This window comes from Alcaligenes sp. LTN-3, from assembly GCF_059735605.1.
On the sequence record NZ_JCAPDN010000001.1, the window covers coordinates 410,235 to 427,691 of the forward strand.

The following is a 17,457-nucleotide window of genomic DNA, read 5'->3' on the forward strand; positions in this document are numbered from 1 at the left end:
GTTTGGAGGCGATTCAACACTGTTTTCTGGTTTTACCAGGAAGAAGAGGGCAAACAGTGTGGCCCCAGCAGTCGGCCAGACAATCAGCGCAAGGCATACATAAATAAGATGAATTTATTTTTATACATTAACGTATTAACTAAAAATAAATTCGAGATTGAAATCAGAAATCAGGGCATACATAAAAAATGAATAAAGAATTCGCGTTTAGCATCAAGAGCATTCGTTTTGATGAAAACTACCGTCCATCCAATAACACACGCATCACCACCAACTTTGCCAACTTGGCCCGTGGTGAAAGCCGTCAGCAAAACTTGCGCAATACCCTGGCGATGATTAACAATCGCTTCAACAATCTGGCACATTGGGACAATCCTAATGGAGATCGTTATTCGGTCGAACTGGATATTGTCTCTGTTGATATTGATGTTGAAGGTAATGGTTCCACTTTCCCTACCATTGAAATCCTGAAAACCAATATCGTCGATCACAAAGAAAACAAGCGTATCGACGGGATTGTCGGCAACAACTTCTCTTCGTATGTGCGTGACTACGACTTCAGCGTGGTTCTGCAGGAGCACAACAAGAACAAAAATGGCTTCAGCGCCCCGGAAGGCTTTGGCGATTTGCACGGCAAACTGTTTAAGTCTTTCGTGAATTCTGCGCTGTACCAAGAAAACTTCAACAAGTCCCCCGTGATTTGCCTGAGCGTGTCCAGCAGCAAGGTCTACCACCGTACGGGGAACCAGCATCCGGTATTGGGCATTGAGTATCAGCAAAATGAGTTTTCGCCTACGGATGAGTACTTCGCAAAAATGGGCCTGCAGGTTCGCTATTTCATGCCCCCAAATAGCGTTGCGCCCTTTGCTTTTTACTTTCGTGGTGATTTGCTCAGTGACTACACGAATCTGGAATTGATCAGTACCATCAGCACGATGGAAACATTTCAGAAAATCTATCGCCCTGAGATTTACAATGCCAACTCGGCCGCAGGAATGCGCTATCAGCCCAGCCTGAAAAATTCCGATCACTCGATCACGCAAATTGTCTACGATCGCGAAGAACGTAGCCGTCTGGCGGTTGAACAGGGCCGGTTTACCGAAGAAAGTTTTATCAAGCCATACAAAGTGATTCTTGATCAATGGGCAGCCAGTTACGCGCTTTGATTCATCAAAAACAACAAGGTTATTTAATTATGAAAAAATTGCTACCCACCTCCACCGCTGGCAGTTTGCCCAAACCCTCCTGGCTTGCTGAACCCGAGAAGCTGTGGTCGCCCTGGAGACTGGAAGGTGAGGACCTGGTCGAAGGCAAGAAAGATGCATTGCGCTTGTCTTTACAAGAACAATTGCACGCCGGTATTGACCTGATTAGCGACGGCGAACAAACTCGCCAGCACTTCGTCACCACCTTCATCGAACATCTGGAAGGTGTGGACTTCGAAAAGCGCGAGACTGTGCGTATTCGTGACCGTTACGACGCCAGTGTTCCTACCGTTGTGGGTGCCGTGACTCGTCCCAAATCCGTGTTTGTGGATGATGCCAAATTCTTGCGTCAGCAAACCTCGCAGCCGATCAAATGGGCGCTGCCTGGCCCCATGACCATGATCGATACGCTGTACGACAACCACTACAAGAGCCGTGAAAAATTGGCTTGGGAATTTGCCAAGATCCTGAACCAGGAAGCCAAAGAGCTGGAGGCTGCAGGCGTGGATATCATCCAGTTTGACGAGCCCGCTTTCAACGTGTTTTTTGACGAAGTGAACGACTGGGGTATTGCGACTCTGGAACGAGCCATTGAAGGTCTGAAGTGCGAAACCGCTGTGCACATCTGCTACGGCTATGGCATCAAGGCCAACACGGACTGGAAAAAGACGCTGGGTTCGGAATGGCGTCAGTACGAAGAGTCCTTCCCGAAGCTGCAGCAATCCAAGATCGACATCATTTCCCTGGAGTGCCAGAACTCCCACGTTCCTATGGATTTGATCGAACTGATCCGTGGCAAGAAAGTGATGGTTGGCGCCATTGACGTAGCCACCAACGTGATCGAAACCGCTGACGAAGTGGCCAACACACTGCGCAAGGCGCTGAAGTTTGTAGACGCGGACAAGCTGTACCCCTGCACCAACTGCGGTATGGCACCTTTGCCACGTGCCGTGGCTCGCGGCAAGTTGCACGCCCTGAGCGCCGGTGCTGAAATCGTTCGTAAGGAACTGTCGGCCTGATAGGCTTGATGCCTGCACGCTAGCTCGTTCAGACTGCCCCCAGCAAACAGTATTGATGGCTTTGCCATCGCTGTGACTGGGGGCAGTTTTATTGGGGCGACTGATTGTGTTGATCCTTCCATGTGCGCCGGCCTTGGCAACATAATGCAGCGTGTTTCGGAGGTCTGCTGGGGGCCTTGGGTTTGTTTCTTCAGTGCTCCTGGTGTTAAGGCGGGTCGGGCATAAAGGGAGGACAGGCGGAAGAAAGGGCAGAGCGATGAGTAATTCCACTGCCCAAACGCCAAACCCTAGGCTCTAGGGACTGGGTTTCAAATAACAGATGCTCCCGAGCAGCCTGCAATGCCAGTAGGCGAGTCTATTTACACCCCTGATTAAAGAAATTCTTGTCCATGACAAAGAAATGAACTAGGATTCACTCATGTAATGAATTTTGGTTCACTTCTTTATGGCCTACCGTCAAACCCCCGCCGTTCAAGCCCGTCTGCAAGACAATCGCAGCCGTATCCTGGAAGCCGCTCGCGCTTTGGTCAGTGAAGGAGGCTGGCAGGAAGCGCAGGTGGCCAGTGTGGCGGCCGCTGCCGGTATTGCCACGGGGACGGTCTATCGTTACTTCCCCTCCAAAGCCGAGCTGTTCGCGCAAGTCCTGTCGCTGGTGTCCCAGCGCGAGGTCGATGTGCTCACGGACATTGCACAGGCCGATGGTTCCTCCATGTTGCGCCTGCATGCCGCTGTCTCCACTTTTGTGAAGCGCGCCATGCGTAATCCTCGTTTGGCCTATGCCTTGATTGCCGAGCCTTGCGACAAGGAAATCGACGCGGCTCGTCTGGTGTACCGCGCCGCGATCAGCCAGGTCATCCACTCCATTGTTTCCACAGGTCAGGACGCGCAGGAAATGCGCCAGGATGTGCAGCCCGATATTGCGGCGACCGTCATCGTGGGCGGTTTCATGGAAGGGTTGATTGGCCCGCTTTCTCCTTTAAGCCGTCAGCAGCACGATGGCACGGACAGTTACCAGCGCCAAGTGGCCGCGCTGGCTGACCAGATTGCCCAGATGGCGTGTGCCAGTGTGGCAGTCCTTTCTGCCACGTCTTAGAAAAACAGTTTGGAGACAACCATGAACCAGCCGCTCTCCCTCAGCATGTTGAATGCGCCCGAGGATCGTTACAGCACACATCAGGTTTTGAATCAGGCCTTGCCCGCCAGTGGTTTCAATGCTTTTACGGGCGATCAGGTTTTACGTGATGCCATTAGCCGTGAAGCCCCTTGGGCCGCATCGCGCTGTCAGGCTTTGGGGGCGGTGGCCGGCGATGAAAATGTGCAGGAACTGGCTCGTTTGGCGAACCGCCATATTCCTGAGCTTAAAACGCATGATCGCTTCGGCAACCGGATTGATTGGTTGGAATTTCACCCTAGCTGGCATGAGTTGATGGGCCTGGCCTGGCAGCACGAGGTGCCCAATTTAAGCTGGCGTACCCAAGAGGCAAACGGCCACTTCGCCCGCGCCGTCTTGTCCTATCTGTGGAATCAGGTGGAGCACGGTACGGGCTGCCCGACTGGCATGGCTTATGCGGCTTATGCTGGTTTCGAGGCCGAGCCTGCTTTGGCGATCTGGGCGGACAAGCTCAAAGGGACACGCTATGAATACAGTCGCCGCGAAGTGGGGGTCAAACCCTCGGTGGTGATTGGTTATGCGATGACAGAAAAGCAGGGCGGCTCAGATCTGCGCGAGACGCAGACGACCGCGCGCTTCTCCCATAGTGTGGATTATCACGGTGCCACGGCGCATTGGTATGAGCTGACGGGGCATAAATGGTTTTGTTCGGTGCCGCAGTCCGATGGTTTTTTTACGCTGGCCAAGGTCAATGGGGATGTCACGTGTTTCTTCTTGCCCCGTACCTTGCCGGACGGCAGCTATAACCGTTTTTTTGTGCAGCGTCTGAAGGACAAGGCGGGTAATCGCTCCAACGCATCCAGTGAGGTGGAATATGCGGGCACGCTGGCAATTCGGGTAGGGGAAGAGGGGCGCGGTATTCGGGAAATTCTGTCGCACTCGCATTTGACACGTCTGGATTTTGCGATTGGCTCGGCGGGGTTAATGCGGCAGGCGCTGACCTTGGCCCTGCGTCACACCACATCACGCAAGGCTTTTGGGACCTCTATTGCCGACCGACCCATGATGAGCAATGTGCTGGCGGATATGGCGGTAGAAGTGGAAGCGGCAACCTTGATGTCCTTGCGAGTCGCCAAGACCACTGACCTGATGCAAGGCAGTGAACACGAAAGGCTGCTGGCGCGGGTGGCCACGCCTGCGGCTAAATACTTCAATTGTTCGCGCGCGCCTTCTATTGCGAACGAGGCATTGCAGTGTCACGGCGGCAATGGCTTTATTGAAGAAAACCCCATGGCTCGTGTGTATCGAGAGTCCCCCTTGAACAGCGTTTGGGAAGGGACGGCCAATATGATGTGCATGGATGTGCGGCGCGCCATGATCAGAGATCCGCTCACGGTGGAGGCGGTTTTCAATGAAATCAGACCCTTGGTCGGGCAAGACAAGCGCTTCGATGCCCTGGTACAGCACACTGAACGTCTGGTGAGAGCCGCGATTGAGGATGAGTTCCTGGCCCGCCCTATGACCGAAGCCGTCGCCCGTGTTTTGCAGGCCGCTGAGCTGTTGCGCTATAGCCCGCAGGAAGTGGCGGATGTGTTTTTAAGTACGCGTAGTTCCGGGGAGCTTGGAACTTGGGGGGCGCATTACGGCACTTTGGGAATGACAACGTCCTTGTCAGTCGCGCAGAAAATCATGCGCAGAGCGATGGTGGCAGATTGATTGGTGCGGCTTACTAAGTATGGAGTGAGCAAAGGGCTATCAGGACTAAGTCTTGGATAGCCCTTGTTGCTTGATCTTGGCGGCTTTGCAGGCAAGGCAGCTTCCGTTTTACGCTGCCGTGCAGACCCTTAGTCGGTGCCCATCGGGATCCAGAGCGACAAATGTGCGCCCAAAAACGGCTGTCTTGGGTTCCTGCTCTATGGGGATACCCGCTGTTACCCAGGTTTGATGCCGTTGATCAACAGCCGCATCATCGTCTACTAAAAAAGAGAGCTCGGAGCGATGGCCGGTTCCGGATGATACAAAGCTGGCTGCCTGGGTAGACCACAAGCCCAGCGTCAAGCCCTTGTTCAGCTCAAAGGCGACATAGGTGGGGAAGGATTCAGCAGGCGCTTTTTGTAGCAGTTTTTCGTAAAAAAGGCGGCTGGCAGCGGGGTCTTGGACGTAGAGCAGCAAAAGATTTGGGTGATTCATGATCGCTCCAACATGGTTATTGAGAAGATCATTATGGGTGACCATACTGCCAAAAAATGGCAGTATCTAGCATGGCCCGAGCGGAACGACTTCTTTCCCTTTTACAAGTGCTACGCCGACATAAGCGTCCGGTAAGTGGTGCGCGGCTGGCTCAAGAGCTGGGCATCAGCATTCGGACGCTGTATAGAGATATTGCTTCCTTGCAGGCACAAGGTGCTGATATAGAAGGGGAACCCGGTGTGGGTTACGTGCTGCGACCCAGTTTTATGTTGCCCCCTTTGATGTTTTCTCAAGCGGAGCTGGATGCCTTGGTACTGGGCTTTCGCTGGGTAGAAAAGTTCGCGGATGAACCGCTGACCAAAGCGGCTGGCGATGCTATGGCCAAGATTTCGACGGTCTTGCCGGATAGCTTGAGAGACAGCCTGGACAGTACCGCTTTACGGGTTGGGCCCAGGGTGATTCAGGATACTGAGCGTGTTGATCTTGGCATTGCGCGTACAGCGATTCGTTTGCAGCGCAAGCTGAGCATCACATATATAGATGGGGCAGGGCAAGAATCGGAGAGAGTGATCTGGCCTTTTTCCTTGGGCTACTTTCAGCACTTTCGGATTCTGGTGGGCTGGTGTGAATTGAAAGGGGATTTCCGGCACTTCCGCACGGACAGGATACGAGGATTGGTCAGTCTGGAAGAGTCTTATCCTCGGCATCGGGCTGATTTGTTCAAGCAGTGGCGCGAAATACAAACAGAGCTAAGCTATGTGCCTGACACCTGACACCTGACACCTGACACCTGACACCTGACACCTGACACCTGCTTCTTGTTTCCTGATCCCTGCTACGTCGCTCTGTGAGAACCAGTTTCTCCGTCCTGCGCTTCAAGCCCTCCTTACAAGAGGGTTTTTTCCTGATCAATTATTGTTATGTTATAACATATCATAATTGGCGAGAGTCCTTTGCAAGGAACCGCCCATTGATGGCTCAAGGACGAAGAGAAATGACGATGAACCCCGATAACACGCCGGTCGATCCCTCGGCCCGCATTCCCGTAACGGTTTTGTCCGGTTTTCTGGGAGCGGGCAAGACGACTTTGCTGAACCACATCCTGAACAATCGCGAAGGCCGCCGTGTCGCCGTCATCGTGAACGATATGAGTGAGGTCAATATTGATGCCGCTCTGGTCCGTGATGGTGGGGCGGAGCTATCGCGCACGGATGAAAAGCTGGTGGAGATGAGTAACGGCTGTATTTGCTGCACCTTGCGTGAGGACTTGTTGCTGGAGGTCGACCGTCTGGCCAAGGAAGGGCGTTTTGATCAACTGGTCATTGAGTCCACCGGTATTTCAGAGCCGCTGCCCGTGGCTGAAACCTTCACCTTTGAAGGCGAGGATGGTCGTTGCCTGGGTGAGGTCGCTCGTTTGGATACGATGGTCACGGTGGTAGACGCTTTTAACTTTCTGCGCGATTACAGTTCGCAAGACAGTATTCAGTCCCGTGGCGAATCCCTGGGAGAAGACGACGCGCGCACCGTCGTGGACCTGCTGATTGAGCAGATCGAGTTCTGTGATGTGCTGGTTCTGAACAAGATTGACTTGATCAGCGAACCAGAGCGTGAACGCCTGATGGCAATTCTGAATAGCCTTAATCCCCGTGCTCGTATTGAAACAGCCGAGTTCGGCAAGGTGCCCTTGGATCGCGTACTTAACACCGGTTTGTTCGATTTTGAAGAGGCATCCAAAGCCCCCGGTTGGTTGCAGGAATTGCGTGGCACTCACACCCCGGAAACGGAGGAGTACGGCATAGGCAATTTTGTGTACCGCGCCCGCCGCCCGTTCCATCCGCAGCGTTTTCTGGAGCTCGTTGAAAGCGAATGGCCCGGCGTGGTGCGTTCCAAAGGCTTTTTCTGGTTGGCGAATTTCCCGACCTTGGCCGGTTCCTGGTCACAGGCGGGTGCGGTGGCTCGCTATCACGTGGCGGGTTACTGGTGGGCTTCCATGCCGCCCGAACGTTGGCCGGAAGACCCCGAAGCGGTAGCCCTGATCAAGGAAAAATGGGATGAGCGCGTCGGGGACGCGCGTCAGGAGCTGGTTCTGATTGGCATGGATATGGACGAGGCCGCATTGCGTGCCCGTTTCGATGCCTGCCTGTTAAGTGATGAAGAAATGGCCAGCGGTCCCAGCACCTGGACAACATGGACGAATCCGTTCTCAGACTGGCCTTGATGGAATGAGGTCTTGCCTAGTCCCTGTCGGCTTGGGCAAGACCTTTTGATTGGATGTTGAGTATGACTGTTGTCCTTCCCGACCCGGCTTTGAACGATTCCACTTATGGCCTGACTCCGCTGTCCTGGGTGGGCATGGAGGGAATCGATTTACCTATTACCGTGGTCGAACCGGGCTATACGCGCCAACTTCATGCGCGTGTCGATGCCCAGGTTGATTTGCCGCTGGCACATGTGAAAGGGATACACATGTCCAGGCTGTATCGCTTGCTCAATGACGTGCCACCAGAACAGGCCTTGTCGCTGTTGGGGCTGCGGCGTCTTTTGCAAAGCATGGTGGATAGCCAGGAGGACTGCGGCACGCGCAGTGCGCGACTGGGTTTCAGCTTTGATTTATTGCTGCGACGGCCTGCCCTGGTGACGCAGGACTTGGCAGGATGGAAGTCCTATCCCGTTGTGCTGGAAGCCCGTCTCGTGGACGGCAGTTTTGTGTGCAAAATGCAGGTTCAGATTGGCTATTCGTCGACCTGTCCTTGTTCCGCTGCGCTGGCTCGGCAATTGATTGAACAGGGCTTTATGCAGGCCTTTGGACGGCAGCCTGACTTGCGTGCTGAGGAGGTAGCGGCCTGGCTGCACAAGCACGCCAGCCTGGCTACTGCGCACAGCCAGCGCAGTCAGGCTCTGGTTCAGGTTCAGGTATCGGAAGATAGCGAGGATTTCGGATTTTTAGCCTTGATTGATCGTGTCGAGAAGGCACTGGCAACACCTTTGCAAACGGCCGTCAAACGGGCCGATGAGCAAGCCTTTGCGGCCTTGAATGGCCAGAATCTGATGTTTGTGGAGGACGCGGCGCGTCGTATAGAAGCGGCCTTGGTGGACTATCAGAACGCTGGCATTCAGGTCCGCCATCTGGAGAGTTTGCACCCCCATGATGCGGTGGCGTTTAAAACGCCTTTGATGACAGAGACGCCTTTTGCGCGATTGAACGGGGGCGTGGCGTCATGAGTGTTTTAGTATTTATCAATCCTTGCCAAACACTACTGCACCCTCACGCGTCCTTGCCGCTGGAGAGGACAAACCAGATCACGATTAATCCGTCTGAGCGAGTGGTTCGCTTTCGTGTATCGGAGCGGCGATGAAAACCTTTCTTGCCTCTGCCCTGATCTTGCTGGTTCGCGGCTATCAGCTTTTTATCAGCCCATTGCTGGGGCCACGTTGCCGCTTTTATCCGACTTGTTCGCAATATGCGATCCAAGCCTTGCAGACGCACGGCCCACTCAAAGGAAGCTGGCTGGCCGCACGGCGTATTGTCCGTTGTCACCCCTGGCATCCGGGCGGGCATGACCCTGTTCCGGCTCGTGGCGATCAGGGTAGCCAAACGCCCAAGCATTCAGGAGATGGCCGTGGATAAGAGCGCAGCACCAGAGTCCATAGCCCAGGCGCAGCAATCCATTGTGGACAGTTTCCAGTGCCTGGGTAACTGGATGGCGCGCTACGAATATCTGATTGATCTGGGACGCTCCTTGCCGGACTTCCCAGAAAAATGGCGTACGCAGGCGAACCGCTTGCATGGCTGTCAGGCACAGGTCTGGATGATCTCTGAATTGCGTGATCACAAGCTGTTTTTTCAAGCTCGTAGTGATTCCGCCATCGTCACCGGCTTGTTGGCGTTATTGATGAAGGTGTATTCGGGGCGTTTGCCTGAAGAAATCCTGTCCCATCCCCCTGACTTTTTACAGGCAATTGAACTGGAGCAGCACTTGTCACCGAATCGTGCCAATGGCCTGTTTCACATGATGGAGCGGATTCGTTTGGAGGCGCAAGCCGCTTTGGATGCAGAAGCCGCAAAGGCAAAACCATGACACCAGCAATCCCGAAGGCCCCTCTCTCCCGGACCGCAGAAACGACCAAGCGGCATAATCTGCGCCATGCTGATTTGCTGCTCTGTGGCGGTACGGTAATGACCCCTAACGGGGCCGAGCCTATCGATATCGCCTGTGTGCAAGGTCGGATTATGGCTCTGGGCGATTTGCAGCCCGGCTGGAGTGCGGACTGCGTGCTGGACCTTACGGGGCTGCACGTATTGCCAGGGGTAATCGACAGCCAGGTGCATTTCCGAGAGCCGGGGCTGGAGCACAAAGAGAATCTGGAAGCGGGGACACGGGGCGCGGTCCTGGGCGGGGTGACGGCGGTTTTCGAGATGCCCAACACCCATCCCTTGACCTTGGGAGCCACTGACTTGCAAGCCAAGCTGGATGCTGCTCAAGGCCGTAGCTGGTGTGATCACGCCTTTTATATCGGTGGCTCCGCCTTGAATGCTGAGTCTTTGCAGGAATTGGAGCAGCTTCCAGGCTGCGCAGGCATCAAGGTCTTTATGGGCAGCTCTTTTGGGGACCTGTTGGCGGATGAGGACGACGTCTTGCGTCGTATCTTGCGTCATGGCCGTAGACGGCTGGCGGTGCATGCGGAGGATGAGGCCAGGCTGCGTGAACGCAAACAGATCGCTCTGGATAGCGGCGACGTGCGCCAACATCCGGTTTGGCGTGATGTGGAAAGTGCCTTGAAGGCGACCCAACGCATTGTTCGTCTGGCGGCAGAGGTGAATCGCCGCTTGCATGTGCTGCATGTGTCCACCGCAGAGGAAATGCAGTTTCTGGCCGCCCACAAACACCGCGTGACCGTAGAGGTGACCCCGCATCATCTCAGTTTGCAAGCCCCTGAATGCTATGAGCGTCTGGGCAGTTTGGCGCAAATGAATCCGCCGGTGCGCGAGCAAGCTCATCAAGATGCGCTGTGGCAGGCGATCCGCTCGGGTGTGGTGGATGTCATTGGTAGCGATCACGCGCCACATACCTTGCTGGAGAAATCCCAAGCCTATCCCGCTTCACCCAGCGGCATGACCGGCGTGCAGACCTTGCTACCCGTGATGTTGAACCATGTCCATGCAGGTCGCTTGAGTCTGCAACGGCTGGTGGATTTGAGCAGTGCCGGGCCTGCCCGGATTTTTGGTCTGGAAGGCAAGGGACGCATCGCTGTGGGCTTTGATGCGGATTTCAGCATTGTGGATTTGAAGGCACGCCGCCGTATCCGCAATGACTGGATTGCCAGTGTCAGCGGCTGGTCTCCCTACGACGGTATGCCCGTTGTAGGCTGGCCAATTCACACCATTGTGCGCGGCCATTGTGTGGTTCGTGATGAAGCCTTGGAAGGGCAGGCGCAAGGCAGGCCGCTGCGTTTTCTGGACGTCCCTTAGCCGCCCATTCAATCAGGAGTGCGCCATGACGGATTCAAAAGAGCTTAAAGAGCGTGGCTTGAAGGTGACCACAGCCCGTATCCAGATTCTTGAGATATTCCAGGCCCCCGGCATTCGTCATTTGACGGCAGACGATGTGTATCGCCAATTGATACGACAAGGCAGCGAGATCGGCCTGGCGACGGTCTACCGTGTGTTGACCCAGTTGCAACAGGCAGGCTTGCTAAAGCAGGTTTATTTTGAATCTGGCCGGGCGCTGTATGAGCTGGATGACGGCGAACACCATGATCACTTGATCTGCACGGACTGCGGACGTGTGCAGGAGTTTCATGACCAAGCTATTGAGCAGCGACAAAAAGCGATTGCTCAAGAACGGGGCTTTCAGGTTCTGGAACATAGCCATGTGCTGTATGGCCGTTGCCTGACACCGGATTGCGAATATCGCCCGGAACCTATGATGACAAGGAAGAAACGTGAAGACTAAAGGACAAGAAACCAGGTCTGCTGAAAATACGGTAGTACAAATAAGACGCCGAATTTCGGTAGAGCAAGTGGAAGAGGGCCACGAACTGGCTCCCAAGTTTGATGAGCACGGCTTGATTGCTTGCATCACGACAGACGCTAGCAATGGCGAGGTCTTGATGTTGGGTTACATGAATCGGGAAGCCCTGGAGAAAACCATACAGACAGGGCAAGCCCATTACTGGAGCCGCTCGCGTCAAATGCTCTGGCATAAAGGTGCCAGCAGCGGACTGGTGCAGACGGTAGAGGAAATGCGCATCGACGACGACCAGGATGCGGTGTGGCTACGTGTGCGGGTAGCCGGTTCCGGGGCCAGTTGCCACGTGGGCTATTACTCCTGTTTCTACCGGCAGGTGCCGGTGGGTGCCGAGCATAGCAAAGGTCAGGATCTGGTCTTTGTCGAGTCCGCCAAGACCTTTGATCCCAAAGAAGTGTATGGGGATGTGCCCAATCCCACCGTGCTGTAGTGTTTGTCTCATTCAATGGAGCCGCTTGACTGTTCGCACTCGTAAAACTGCAGGGCAGTCAGACTGCACATCGCATAGCGATCAGTTGTAATGGGAGAGAGCTTACTTGAGAGGCCATAAAGCATGGAAGTGATGCACCGGACCTTGCCCCAGGCCGATCTGCAATTGGTCGGCAGCGGCCAAAGCGCCATTCAGGTATTCCTTGGCCAAACCCACCGCAGTTGGCACGCTGCGGCCCGGTAGCAGGGCCGCAATGGCAGAAGATAGTGAGCAGCCCGTGCCATGTGTGTTGCGTGTCGGGATGCGGGGCGACTGAAAAACATGGTTCTGCCCCTGACCTTGCAACAGATCCACACTGTCCGGGCCGTCCAGGTGGCCGCCCTTGAGCAGCACCCATTCAGGGCCCAGCAAGCACAAATCCTTTAAAGTGCTGTGCATTTCTTGCAGCGAGGCGGGTTCCGGTTTTTGCAGCAAATCGCCTGCTTCGGGCAAGTTGGGGGTGAGCAGGGTACACATGGGCAGCAGCTTGTCGCGCACCACGGAGACGGCTTCGGGGCTGAGCAAACGGTCCCCGCTTTTGGCAACCATGACCGGGTCCAGCACAATCGGGCAGTCCAGGCCGTGATGGTGTAGGCGGTCTGCAATCGCTTCCGCAATCCCTACGTTGGCGATCATGCCGATCTTGATGGCATCCACGCGCACATCCTCAAACACCGCGTCCAACTGGTCCGCCACAAAGTCCGGCTCCAGCGCCACAAAACGCCGCACGCCCTGGGTGTTTTGCGCGACCACGGCTGTAATTACGCTCATGCCGTAGGCACCCAAGGCGTACATGGCTTTCAGATCAGCCTGAATACCAGCGCCGCTGGTCGGGTCTGTGCCCGCAATACTCAATACATTCGGAATCATGCTTGGCCTGCTTGATCTTGAGTGGCAGCCAATGCCAATGCCTGACGGGCAACTCGGACGACGTCAAAACTGTGTGCCACATCCAGACTGTTCAGTTCCGCATTGCTGAACCAGCGTGCGTCCAGGGCATCATCGCCTGCCTGTGGCTCACCTTGCTGCCAGCGAAACAGCACAGCAATCAGAATGAAGTGTGAATAGGCCAAGGGTGTGGTGCTGGGCTCGCGGTCAAACACATCCAGCGCATCAAAGACCTGCAAGGCCTGGCCTTGTATGCCGGTTTCTTCGGCCAACTCCCGATGGGCCGCCGCCATGATGGTTTCGCCCGCGCGGATTTTGCCGCCCGGAAAGGCCCAGCGTCCGGCATCGGGCCGATTGGCGCGGCGTATCAGCAAAATCTGGTCTTGACGGATGACGGCAGCCAGGGTGGCGGCAACCGGGCCGACGGGGGCGGGAGAGTGGTCAGACGACAAGATAGCAACTCCTAGTCAAGGATAGCCATCCGGCAGCAAGCGGCGAGCAGGTACATACCCGTCCCTTCGCCGGCATGACCCGGATCAGGTTCAACGGGTCACTGCGGTGCAATCTGCTCGGGCAGTTTCTCAGCCTGCTCGCCAGGCTCCCCTCGGTGAAAAGACCGTTCTTGTTAAAACGGTCTGGGCGAGTATACCTGTCTTTCGCCTACAACTCCCCCGTCAAAAACTGCGCTCGCCCACGCCCGAAGGACCAGTCTGCATCGCTGTTCTCGACCAGGGCGATGATCAGATCATCGGGTGATACGCCACAGTTTTGTTCCAGTCGCTCTGCCAGCAAACGGTAGAACTGGACTTTCTGACTCTCGCTGCGGGGGCGGGACACGATATGCAGCAGCACTACTTTGTCGCTGCGTGGGTAGCCCAGGCCGGTGTCGTCCAGCACCAGCTCGCCGGGACGGTGCTGGGTGACGCATTGGTAGCGGTCGCTGGCAGGAACATCAAAGGCGTGCACCATGGCTTGGTGCGTGGTGTCCAGTAGCTGGCGTAGTTCGTCGTCGCTGCGGCCTTGGATCAGGTCAAATTTCAGTAGTGGCATGGTGGGTCATTCTTGATAGGAAGTGCGGTCTGCAAGGCCGTCGGGAGTGATAGCCATATCGTCGTACATCAGGCGTTCGGCTTCGATGAGCAAGGTTGATAGTTGCTGGTAAGCGGCGGCCCATTCATCAATAAGCTCGTTGCTGGCCATCCTCTCGATCAGCTCTTCGCGTAGGGCTTGCAGCAGGAAAGTGTCCGCATGTGGGGCACGCTCGGACTGGATTTGGAGAGCAACGCGATTGTTGGTGATCTGGCTGGCCAAGGGACTCAGCGGTGGGGAGTCGCGCAGTATCAATTCATAAAAATAGGTGGTCAAGGCTTCACCGTCGCTTGCCAGCAGCGGCACAGCCGCCTTGATGATGTCGCGTTGAGCGTCTGTCAACATACAAATCAAAAGCCAGGCAAGACGTGGCTATTTGTACAGTCAACGAGATAGGCAGCAGGGTGAGTCACGGTATCAGTCTCCTAGTTTGAGGTTGAGATAGCGGCGCTATCCATAGGGAAGATAGAAGACTGAATGAATCAAGTAAAATGATGAATAGTGAATTTATGGATCATTAATAATGATTAAATGGCGATTCCTATAAGCGTGGTCTGGACGAGCTTTAGGCGTACTTGCAGACGGCCTGCAGGTAGGAGCCAGTGCCAGAGGGCTGAGATGATGAGGGTTGCCCGTCTGCCGCGTGAGGGCATGAGGAAAACTATCTGTTCATCGATCACTAAAAAAGATTTTATTTATCAATATTCATCATTTTACTTGATTGATGGCTGCGCCTATCGTCAAGGCTCTTAAACGCCGGTCCTTGGCAGAGCCAAGGCTCTGAGGACACCGTGACCCAGGCCCAGACCAGCAGGAGGCAAGGTGATGACCGAAGCTGGCCGCTTGTGCGTGTTGGGTAGGCGGCCCACGACGTATCACGTTGGGTATTGCACGGTAAAGGACTTGTCCTCGATGACCTTTTCAAGGAGCTAATCATGCAACTGCGAGACAACGGACTCAGGTTCTCGCCCATCACGATTGTGTTGCACTGGCTTATTGCGGCCTTGCTGTTTTCCATTCTGGGTTTGGAGGTGGCCATCGCCCAAAGCCCCGGTGAGGCGCGGCTGGTGCTGTTGCAAAATCTGCTGGGGACGCTGCTGTTCCTGATCTCCATCTACCGTTTCTGGGCGCGGGTGACGTCTTTTCATCCCTTGCCGGTGGGCTCGCCCAATCCGGTAGAGGTGATAGTGGCCCGTTCAGTGGCGATAGCCCTGGCCTTGGCGATGGTGCTGCTGCCCGTTGCTGTCTGGCTGTCCCGAGCGGCAGCGGGGGTGGCGGTGGAACTGCCCGGTGGTCTGGCCTTGCCGACCTTGATCAGCCCGAATGAGCAGCTCAAAGCCGTGGTCGATGTGTTGTTCAATATTGGCGCCACTGTCTTTTTGCTGGGGTTGGCCTTGCACCTTTTCGGGGCATTCAAAAACCATATTGTGCTCAAAAATCTGGCCCTGCGGCGAATGCTGGGCAAACAGGTGGAGTTGTAAATCATGAGCGAAGCAAACCGAGTCTTTGCGGGCAATGTCATCACGCAGATGTGTGGTGTGCCATACCCGATCTTTTTGGCGGGCATGGCTGCGATCTCAGGGCCACCATTGGTGGCGGCGGTAGCGAATGCGGGCGGGGTGGGCGTGCTGGGCGGCTTGCGTCTGGCTCCCTTGACGTTGCGTAACTGGCTGCGGGAAACTAAAGCGCTGACGGACCGGCCTTTTGGGGTGAATATCGTGCCGCAGTTTGGTGGCCCGGAAGTGTTCGAGGCCCAGTTCCAGGTGATCTTGCAGGAGCGCCCCCGCATCTTGTCGCTGTTCTATGCCGAGGACTATTGCGCCGACCTGATTCCCCGCGCCAAAGACGCCGGCATGATCGTGATGGTGCAAACCGGCACGGTGGCACTGGCTCGCCAAGCGATGGCGCAGGGGGCCGACATTATCGTCGCCCAAGGCAGTGAGGGCGGTGGTCACCTGAATCGCGGCACGATTGGCCTGATGTCTTTACTACCTGCCATTCTGGACGGTGCGCAGGGCCGTCCCGTACTGGCCGCAGGCGGAATTGTTACCCGCCAGGATGTCAGGGCGGCCATGACTCTGGGGGCTTCTGGTGTACTGGTGGGCACGGCCTTTCTGGCCAGCGAGGAGTCCAATGCACACCCGCTCTACAAGCAAAAGATTCTGCAAGCTAGTACGGACGATACGCAATATCGCACCGGCTATTCCTTTGGCTGGCCCTATGGCACCCCGCATCGTGTGATTCCCAACCGCGACAAGTGGAATGTGCTGCGTTGGGTCGGGGGCGGGGCGCGGGCGATTGACAAGGACAGAATGGCCAGGAAACTGTCTTTGTATGCAGGTCAGGGCGTGGGCAAAATTCACAGCATTGTGCCAGCGGCAGAGCGGGTTGAGGAGCTGGTCTTGGGGCTGCCTTGATGGCTTACTGTGGCAAGGTCTGTGCGACGTTGTTGGACGGACCCACAGGCTGGCCGGTTAGAGCAGGCAGTTCGGCATGGCCTTGATCTGGCTTGGGAAATTGGGCGAACTGCGCTTGAGCCAGGGCCACAAAGCTGCGCAGGGCAGAGCCAGGATTGGTATCGGCACGACGGATAAACACGGTTTTCACCCGCGCAAGCTCAGGTGGTAGCTCGTGGCATTGCACGGGCAAGCGCAAGCTGCTGTTCTGGGCGATGGCTTTGGGCAGCAAGGTAATGCCCATGCCCGAGGCCACGCAGGACAGAATACCGTCCAGCGTCCCCATTTCCATGATCTGGTTGGGCACCAGCCCGGCCTGGTAAAACCAGTGTTCCAGCGTAGAGCGGTAAAAGCAGCCGGTTCTAAAGACCAGAACCGTTTGTTGGGGGATTGTTTCGATCAGGGCAGACAAGGATTCCACCGTCTTGCTGCTGACCAGCACCAGCTCTTCCTCAAACACCTCTTCTTGAATCAGGGCCGGGTTTTGATGAAAACCACCGACAAAAGCACCATCTAGCTGGTGGGTCTCGATGGCTTTAATCAGCTCTGCCGTGGTGCCGGTTTGCAAGGACAACTGAACCTGGGGGTAGCGCTCGCGGTATTGGATCAGAACCTGGGGCAGGCGGATGGCAGCCGTGGTTTCCATGGAACCCAGGCGCAGCAGACCGCTGGGCGTGCCCGTGTCTTGCAGGGCCGCACGGCTTTCATCGGTCAGTTGCAAGATACGGCGGGCGTAGTCCAGAAAAGTATGGCCAGCCGCAGTTAGCACCACGCCGCTTTTCTGGCGTATGAACAATTGCTGTTCCAGCTCTGCCTCCAGCTCTTTGACGCGCATGGTGACATTGGATTGCACGGTGTGCACTTTCTGGGCAGCGGCCGTAAAGCTGCCATGCTCGGCAACCGCACAAAAAATCCGTAATTGGCGCATTTCCATACCGGCTGTCCTATGTCTAAAAGTGATGTTTTGGTTTTCGTTCAATCACTTTATGACATTTCCGATG

The 17,457-nt window shown here is 55.6% G+C and carries 20 protein-coding genes and 1 riboswitch; of the genes, 14 read left to right on the forward strand and 6 right to left on the reverse strand.

Annotated elements, in window-relative coordinates; translation table 11 throughout:
* Positions 1-188 precede the first annotated feature (188 nt).
* The 4 genes from AC6I6N_RS01895 (at position 189) to AC6I6N_RS01910 (ending at position 5,051) form a co-directional block, all read left to right on the forward strand.
* Positions 189-1,166: a DUF1852 domain-containing protein gene (locus AC6I6N_RS01895; RefSeq protein WP_094196454.1), complete on the forward strand. Its 978-nt coding sequence runs from the start codon at positions 189-191 to the stop codon at positions 1,164-1,166.
* Positions 1,167-1,195: 29 nt separating this feature from the next.
* Positions 1,196-2,224: a methionine synthase gene (locus AC6I6N_RS01900; RefSeq protein ID WP_094198328.1), complete on the forward strand. Its 1,029-nt coding sequence runs from the start codon at positions 1,196-1,198 to the stop codon at positions 2,222-2,224.
* 445 nt (positions 2,225-2,669) lie between these two features.
* Positions 2,670-3,317 carry a TetR/AcrR family transcriptional regulator gene (locus AC6I6N_RS01905; protein ID WP_094196455.1) on the forward strand — a complete coding sequence of 216 codons (648 nt, stop codon included), beginning with the start codon at positions 2,670-2,672 and terminating at the stop codon, positions 3,315-3,317.
* Positions 3,318-3,338: 21 nt separating this feature from the next.
* Entirely contained in the window at positions 3,339-5,051 is a 1,713-nt protein-coding gene (locus tag AC6I6N_RS01910) for an acyl-CoA dehydrogenase family protein (RefSeq protein ID WP_094196456.1), read from the forward strand.
* Between the two features lie 108 nt (positions 5,052-5,159).
* Here the strand turns inward: AC6I6N_RS01910 and AC6I6N_RS01915 are convergent, their stop codons facing one another.
* A complete protein-coding gene (locus AC6I6N_RS01915) occupies positions 5,160-5,525 on the reverse strand; it encodes a VOC family protein (RefSeq protein ID WP_094196457.1) in 366 nt (121 codons plus the stop codon).
* Between the two features lie 71 nt (positions 5,526-5,596).
* Here AC6I6N_RS01915 and AC6I6N_RS01920 point away from each other — a divergent pair, with 71 nt between their 5' ends.
* From AC6I6N_RS01920 to hisI, 8 genes are all read left to right on the forward strand, one after another.
* Entirely contained in the window at positions 5,597-6,298 is a 702-nt protein-coding gene (locus AC6I6N_RS01920) for a helix-turn-helix transcriptional regulator (RefSeq protein ID WP_094196458.1), read from the forward strand.
* 227 nt (positions 6,299-6,525) lie between these two features.
* Complete coding sequence (gene zigA, locus AC6I6N_RS01925) at positions 6,526-7,743, forward strand: zinc metallochaperone GTPase ZigA (protein ID WP_166727098.1); 1,218 nt, start codon at positions 6,526-6,528, stop codon at positions 7,741-7,743.
* 62 nt (positions 7,744-7,805) lie between these two features.
* The gene (gene folE2, locus AC6I6N_RS01930) at positions 7,806-8,747 is read left to right on the forward strand and encodes a GTP cyclohydrolase FolE2 (protein ID WP_230018508.1); all 942 of its coding nucleotides are present in this window, start codon (positions 7,806-7,808) and stop codon (positions 8,745-8,747) included.
* Positions 8,748-8,877: 130 nt separating this feature from the next.
* Positions 8,878-9,153 carry a membrane protein insertion efficiency factor YidD gene (gene yidD / locus AC6I6N_RS01935; RefSeq protein ID WP_108727350.1) on the forward strand — a complete coding sequence of 92 codons (276 nt, stop codon included), beginning with the start codon at positions 8,878-8,880 and terminating at the stop codon, positions 9,151-9,153.
* On the forward strand, positions 9,146-9,604 hold the full coding sequence (locus tag AC6I6N_RS01940) for a SufE family protein (RefSeq protein WP_321278339.1): 459 nt from the start codon (positions 9,146-9,148) through the stop codon (positions 9,602-9,604). Before yidD ends, AC6I6N_RS01940 begins: the two co-directional genes overlap by 8 nt.
* Positions 9,601-10,995, forward strand: a complete 1,395-nt coding sequence (locus tag AC6I6N_RS01945; RefSeq protein WP_497942877.1) for a dihydroorotase — start codon at positions 9,601-9,603, stop codon at positions 10,993-10,995. The genes AC6I6N_RS01940 and AC6I6N_RS01945 overlap by 4 nt, the downstream gene beginning before the upstream one ends.
* 25 nt (positions 10,996-11,020) lie before the next feature.
* On the forward strand, positions 11,021-11,479 hold the full coding sequence (gene fur / locus AC6I6N_RS01950) for a ferric iron uptake transcriptional regulator (protein WP_125277858.1): 459 nt from the start codon (positions 11,021-11,023) through the stop codon (positions 11,477-11,479).
* Complete coding sequence (hisI, locus tag AC6I6N_RS01955) at positions 11,469-11,984, forward strand: phosphoribosyl-AMP cyclohydrolase (protein ID WP_497942882.1); 516 nt, start codon at positions 11,469-11,471, stop codon at positions 11,982-11,984. The genes fur and hisI overlap by 11 nt, the downstream gene beginning before the upstream one ends.
* A gap of 102 nt (positions 11,985-12,086) precedes the next feature.
* Here hisI and thiD read toward each other — a convergent pair whose 3' ends face one another.
* The 4 genes from thiD to AC6I6N_RS01975 all read right to left on the reverse strand — a co-directional run bounded on the left by thiD (position 12,087) and on the right by AC6I6N_RS01975 (position 14,345).
* Positions 12,087-12,893: a bifunctional hydroxymethylpyrimidine kinase/phosphomethylpyrimidine kinase gene (thiD, locus tag AC6I6N_RS01960; protein WP_497942884.1), complete on the reverse strand. Its 807-nt coding sequence runs from the start codon at positions 12,891-12,893 to the stop codon at positions 12,087-12,089.
* Complete coding sequence (locus AC6I6N_RS01965) at positions 12,890-13,363, reverse strand: NUDIX hydrolase (protein WP_108727355.1); 474 nt, start codon at positions 13,361-13,363, stop codon at positions 12,890-12,892. The genes thiD and AC6I6N_RS01965 overlap by 4 nt, the downstream gene beginning before the upstream one ends.
* A gap of 44 nt (positions 13,364-13,407) precedes the next feature.
* Positions 13,408-13,526, reverse strand: a riboswitch (TPP riboswitch).
* Positions 13,527-13,571: 45 nt separating this feature from the next.
* Positions 13,572-13,961: a tautomerase family protein gene (locus AC6I6N_RS01970; protein ID WP_094196468.1), complete on the reverse strand. Its 390-nt coding sequence runs from the start codon at positions 13,959-13,961 to the stop codon at positions 13,572-13,574.
* Positions 13,962-13,967: 6 nt separating this feature from the next.
* A complete protein-coding gene (locus tag AC6I6N_RS01975) occupies positions 13,968-14,345 on the reverse strand; it encodes an NO-inducible flavohemoprotein (RefSeq protein WP_406611923.1) in 378 nt (125 codons plus the stop codon).
* A 590-nt stretch (positions 14,346-14,935) separates the two neighbouring features.
* On the opposite strand from AC6I6N_RS01975, the gene AC6I6N_RS01980 reads away from it, so the two are divergent.
* Together AC6I6N_RS01980 and AC6I6N_RS01985 are read left to right on the forward strand one after the other, a co-directional pair.
* Positions 14,936-15,481 carry a cytochrome b gene (locus tag AC6I6N_RS01980; protein ID WP_497942891.1) on the forward strand — a complete coding sequence of 182 codons (546 nt, stop codon included), beginning with the start codon at positions 14,936-14,938 and terminating at the stop codon, positions 15,479-15,481.
* Positions 15,482-15,484: 3 nt separating this feature from the next.
* The gene (locus AC6I6N_RS01985; protein ID WP_497942895.1) at positions 15,485-16,417 is read left to right on the forward strand and encodes an NAD(P)H-dependent flavin oxidoreductase; all 933 of its coding nucleotides are present in this window, start codon (positions 15,485-15,487) and stop codon (positions 16,415-16,417) included.
* A gap of 4 nt (positions 16,418-16,421) precedes the next feature.
* Here AC6I6N_RS01985 and AC6I6N_RS01990 read toward each other — a convergent pair whose 3' ends face one another.
* Positions 16,422-17,390, reverse strand: a complete 969-nt coding sequence (locus AC6I6N_RS01990; protein ID WP_497942897.1) for a LysR family transcriptional regulator — start codon at positions 17,388-17,390, stop codon at positions 16,422-16,424.
* Positions 17,391-17,457: the final 67 nt, after the last annotated feature.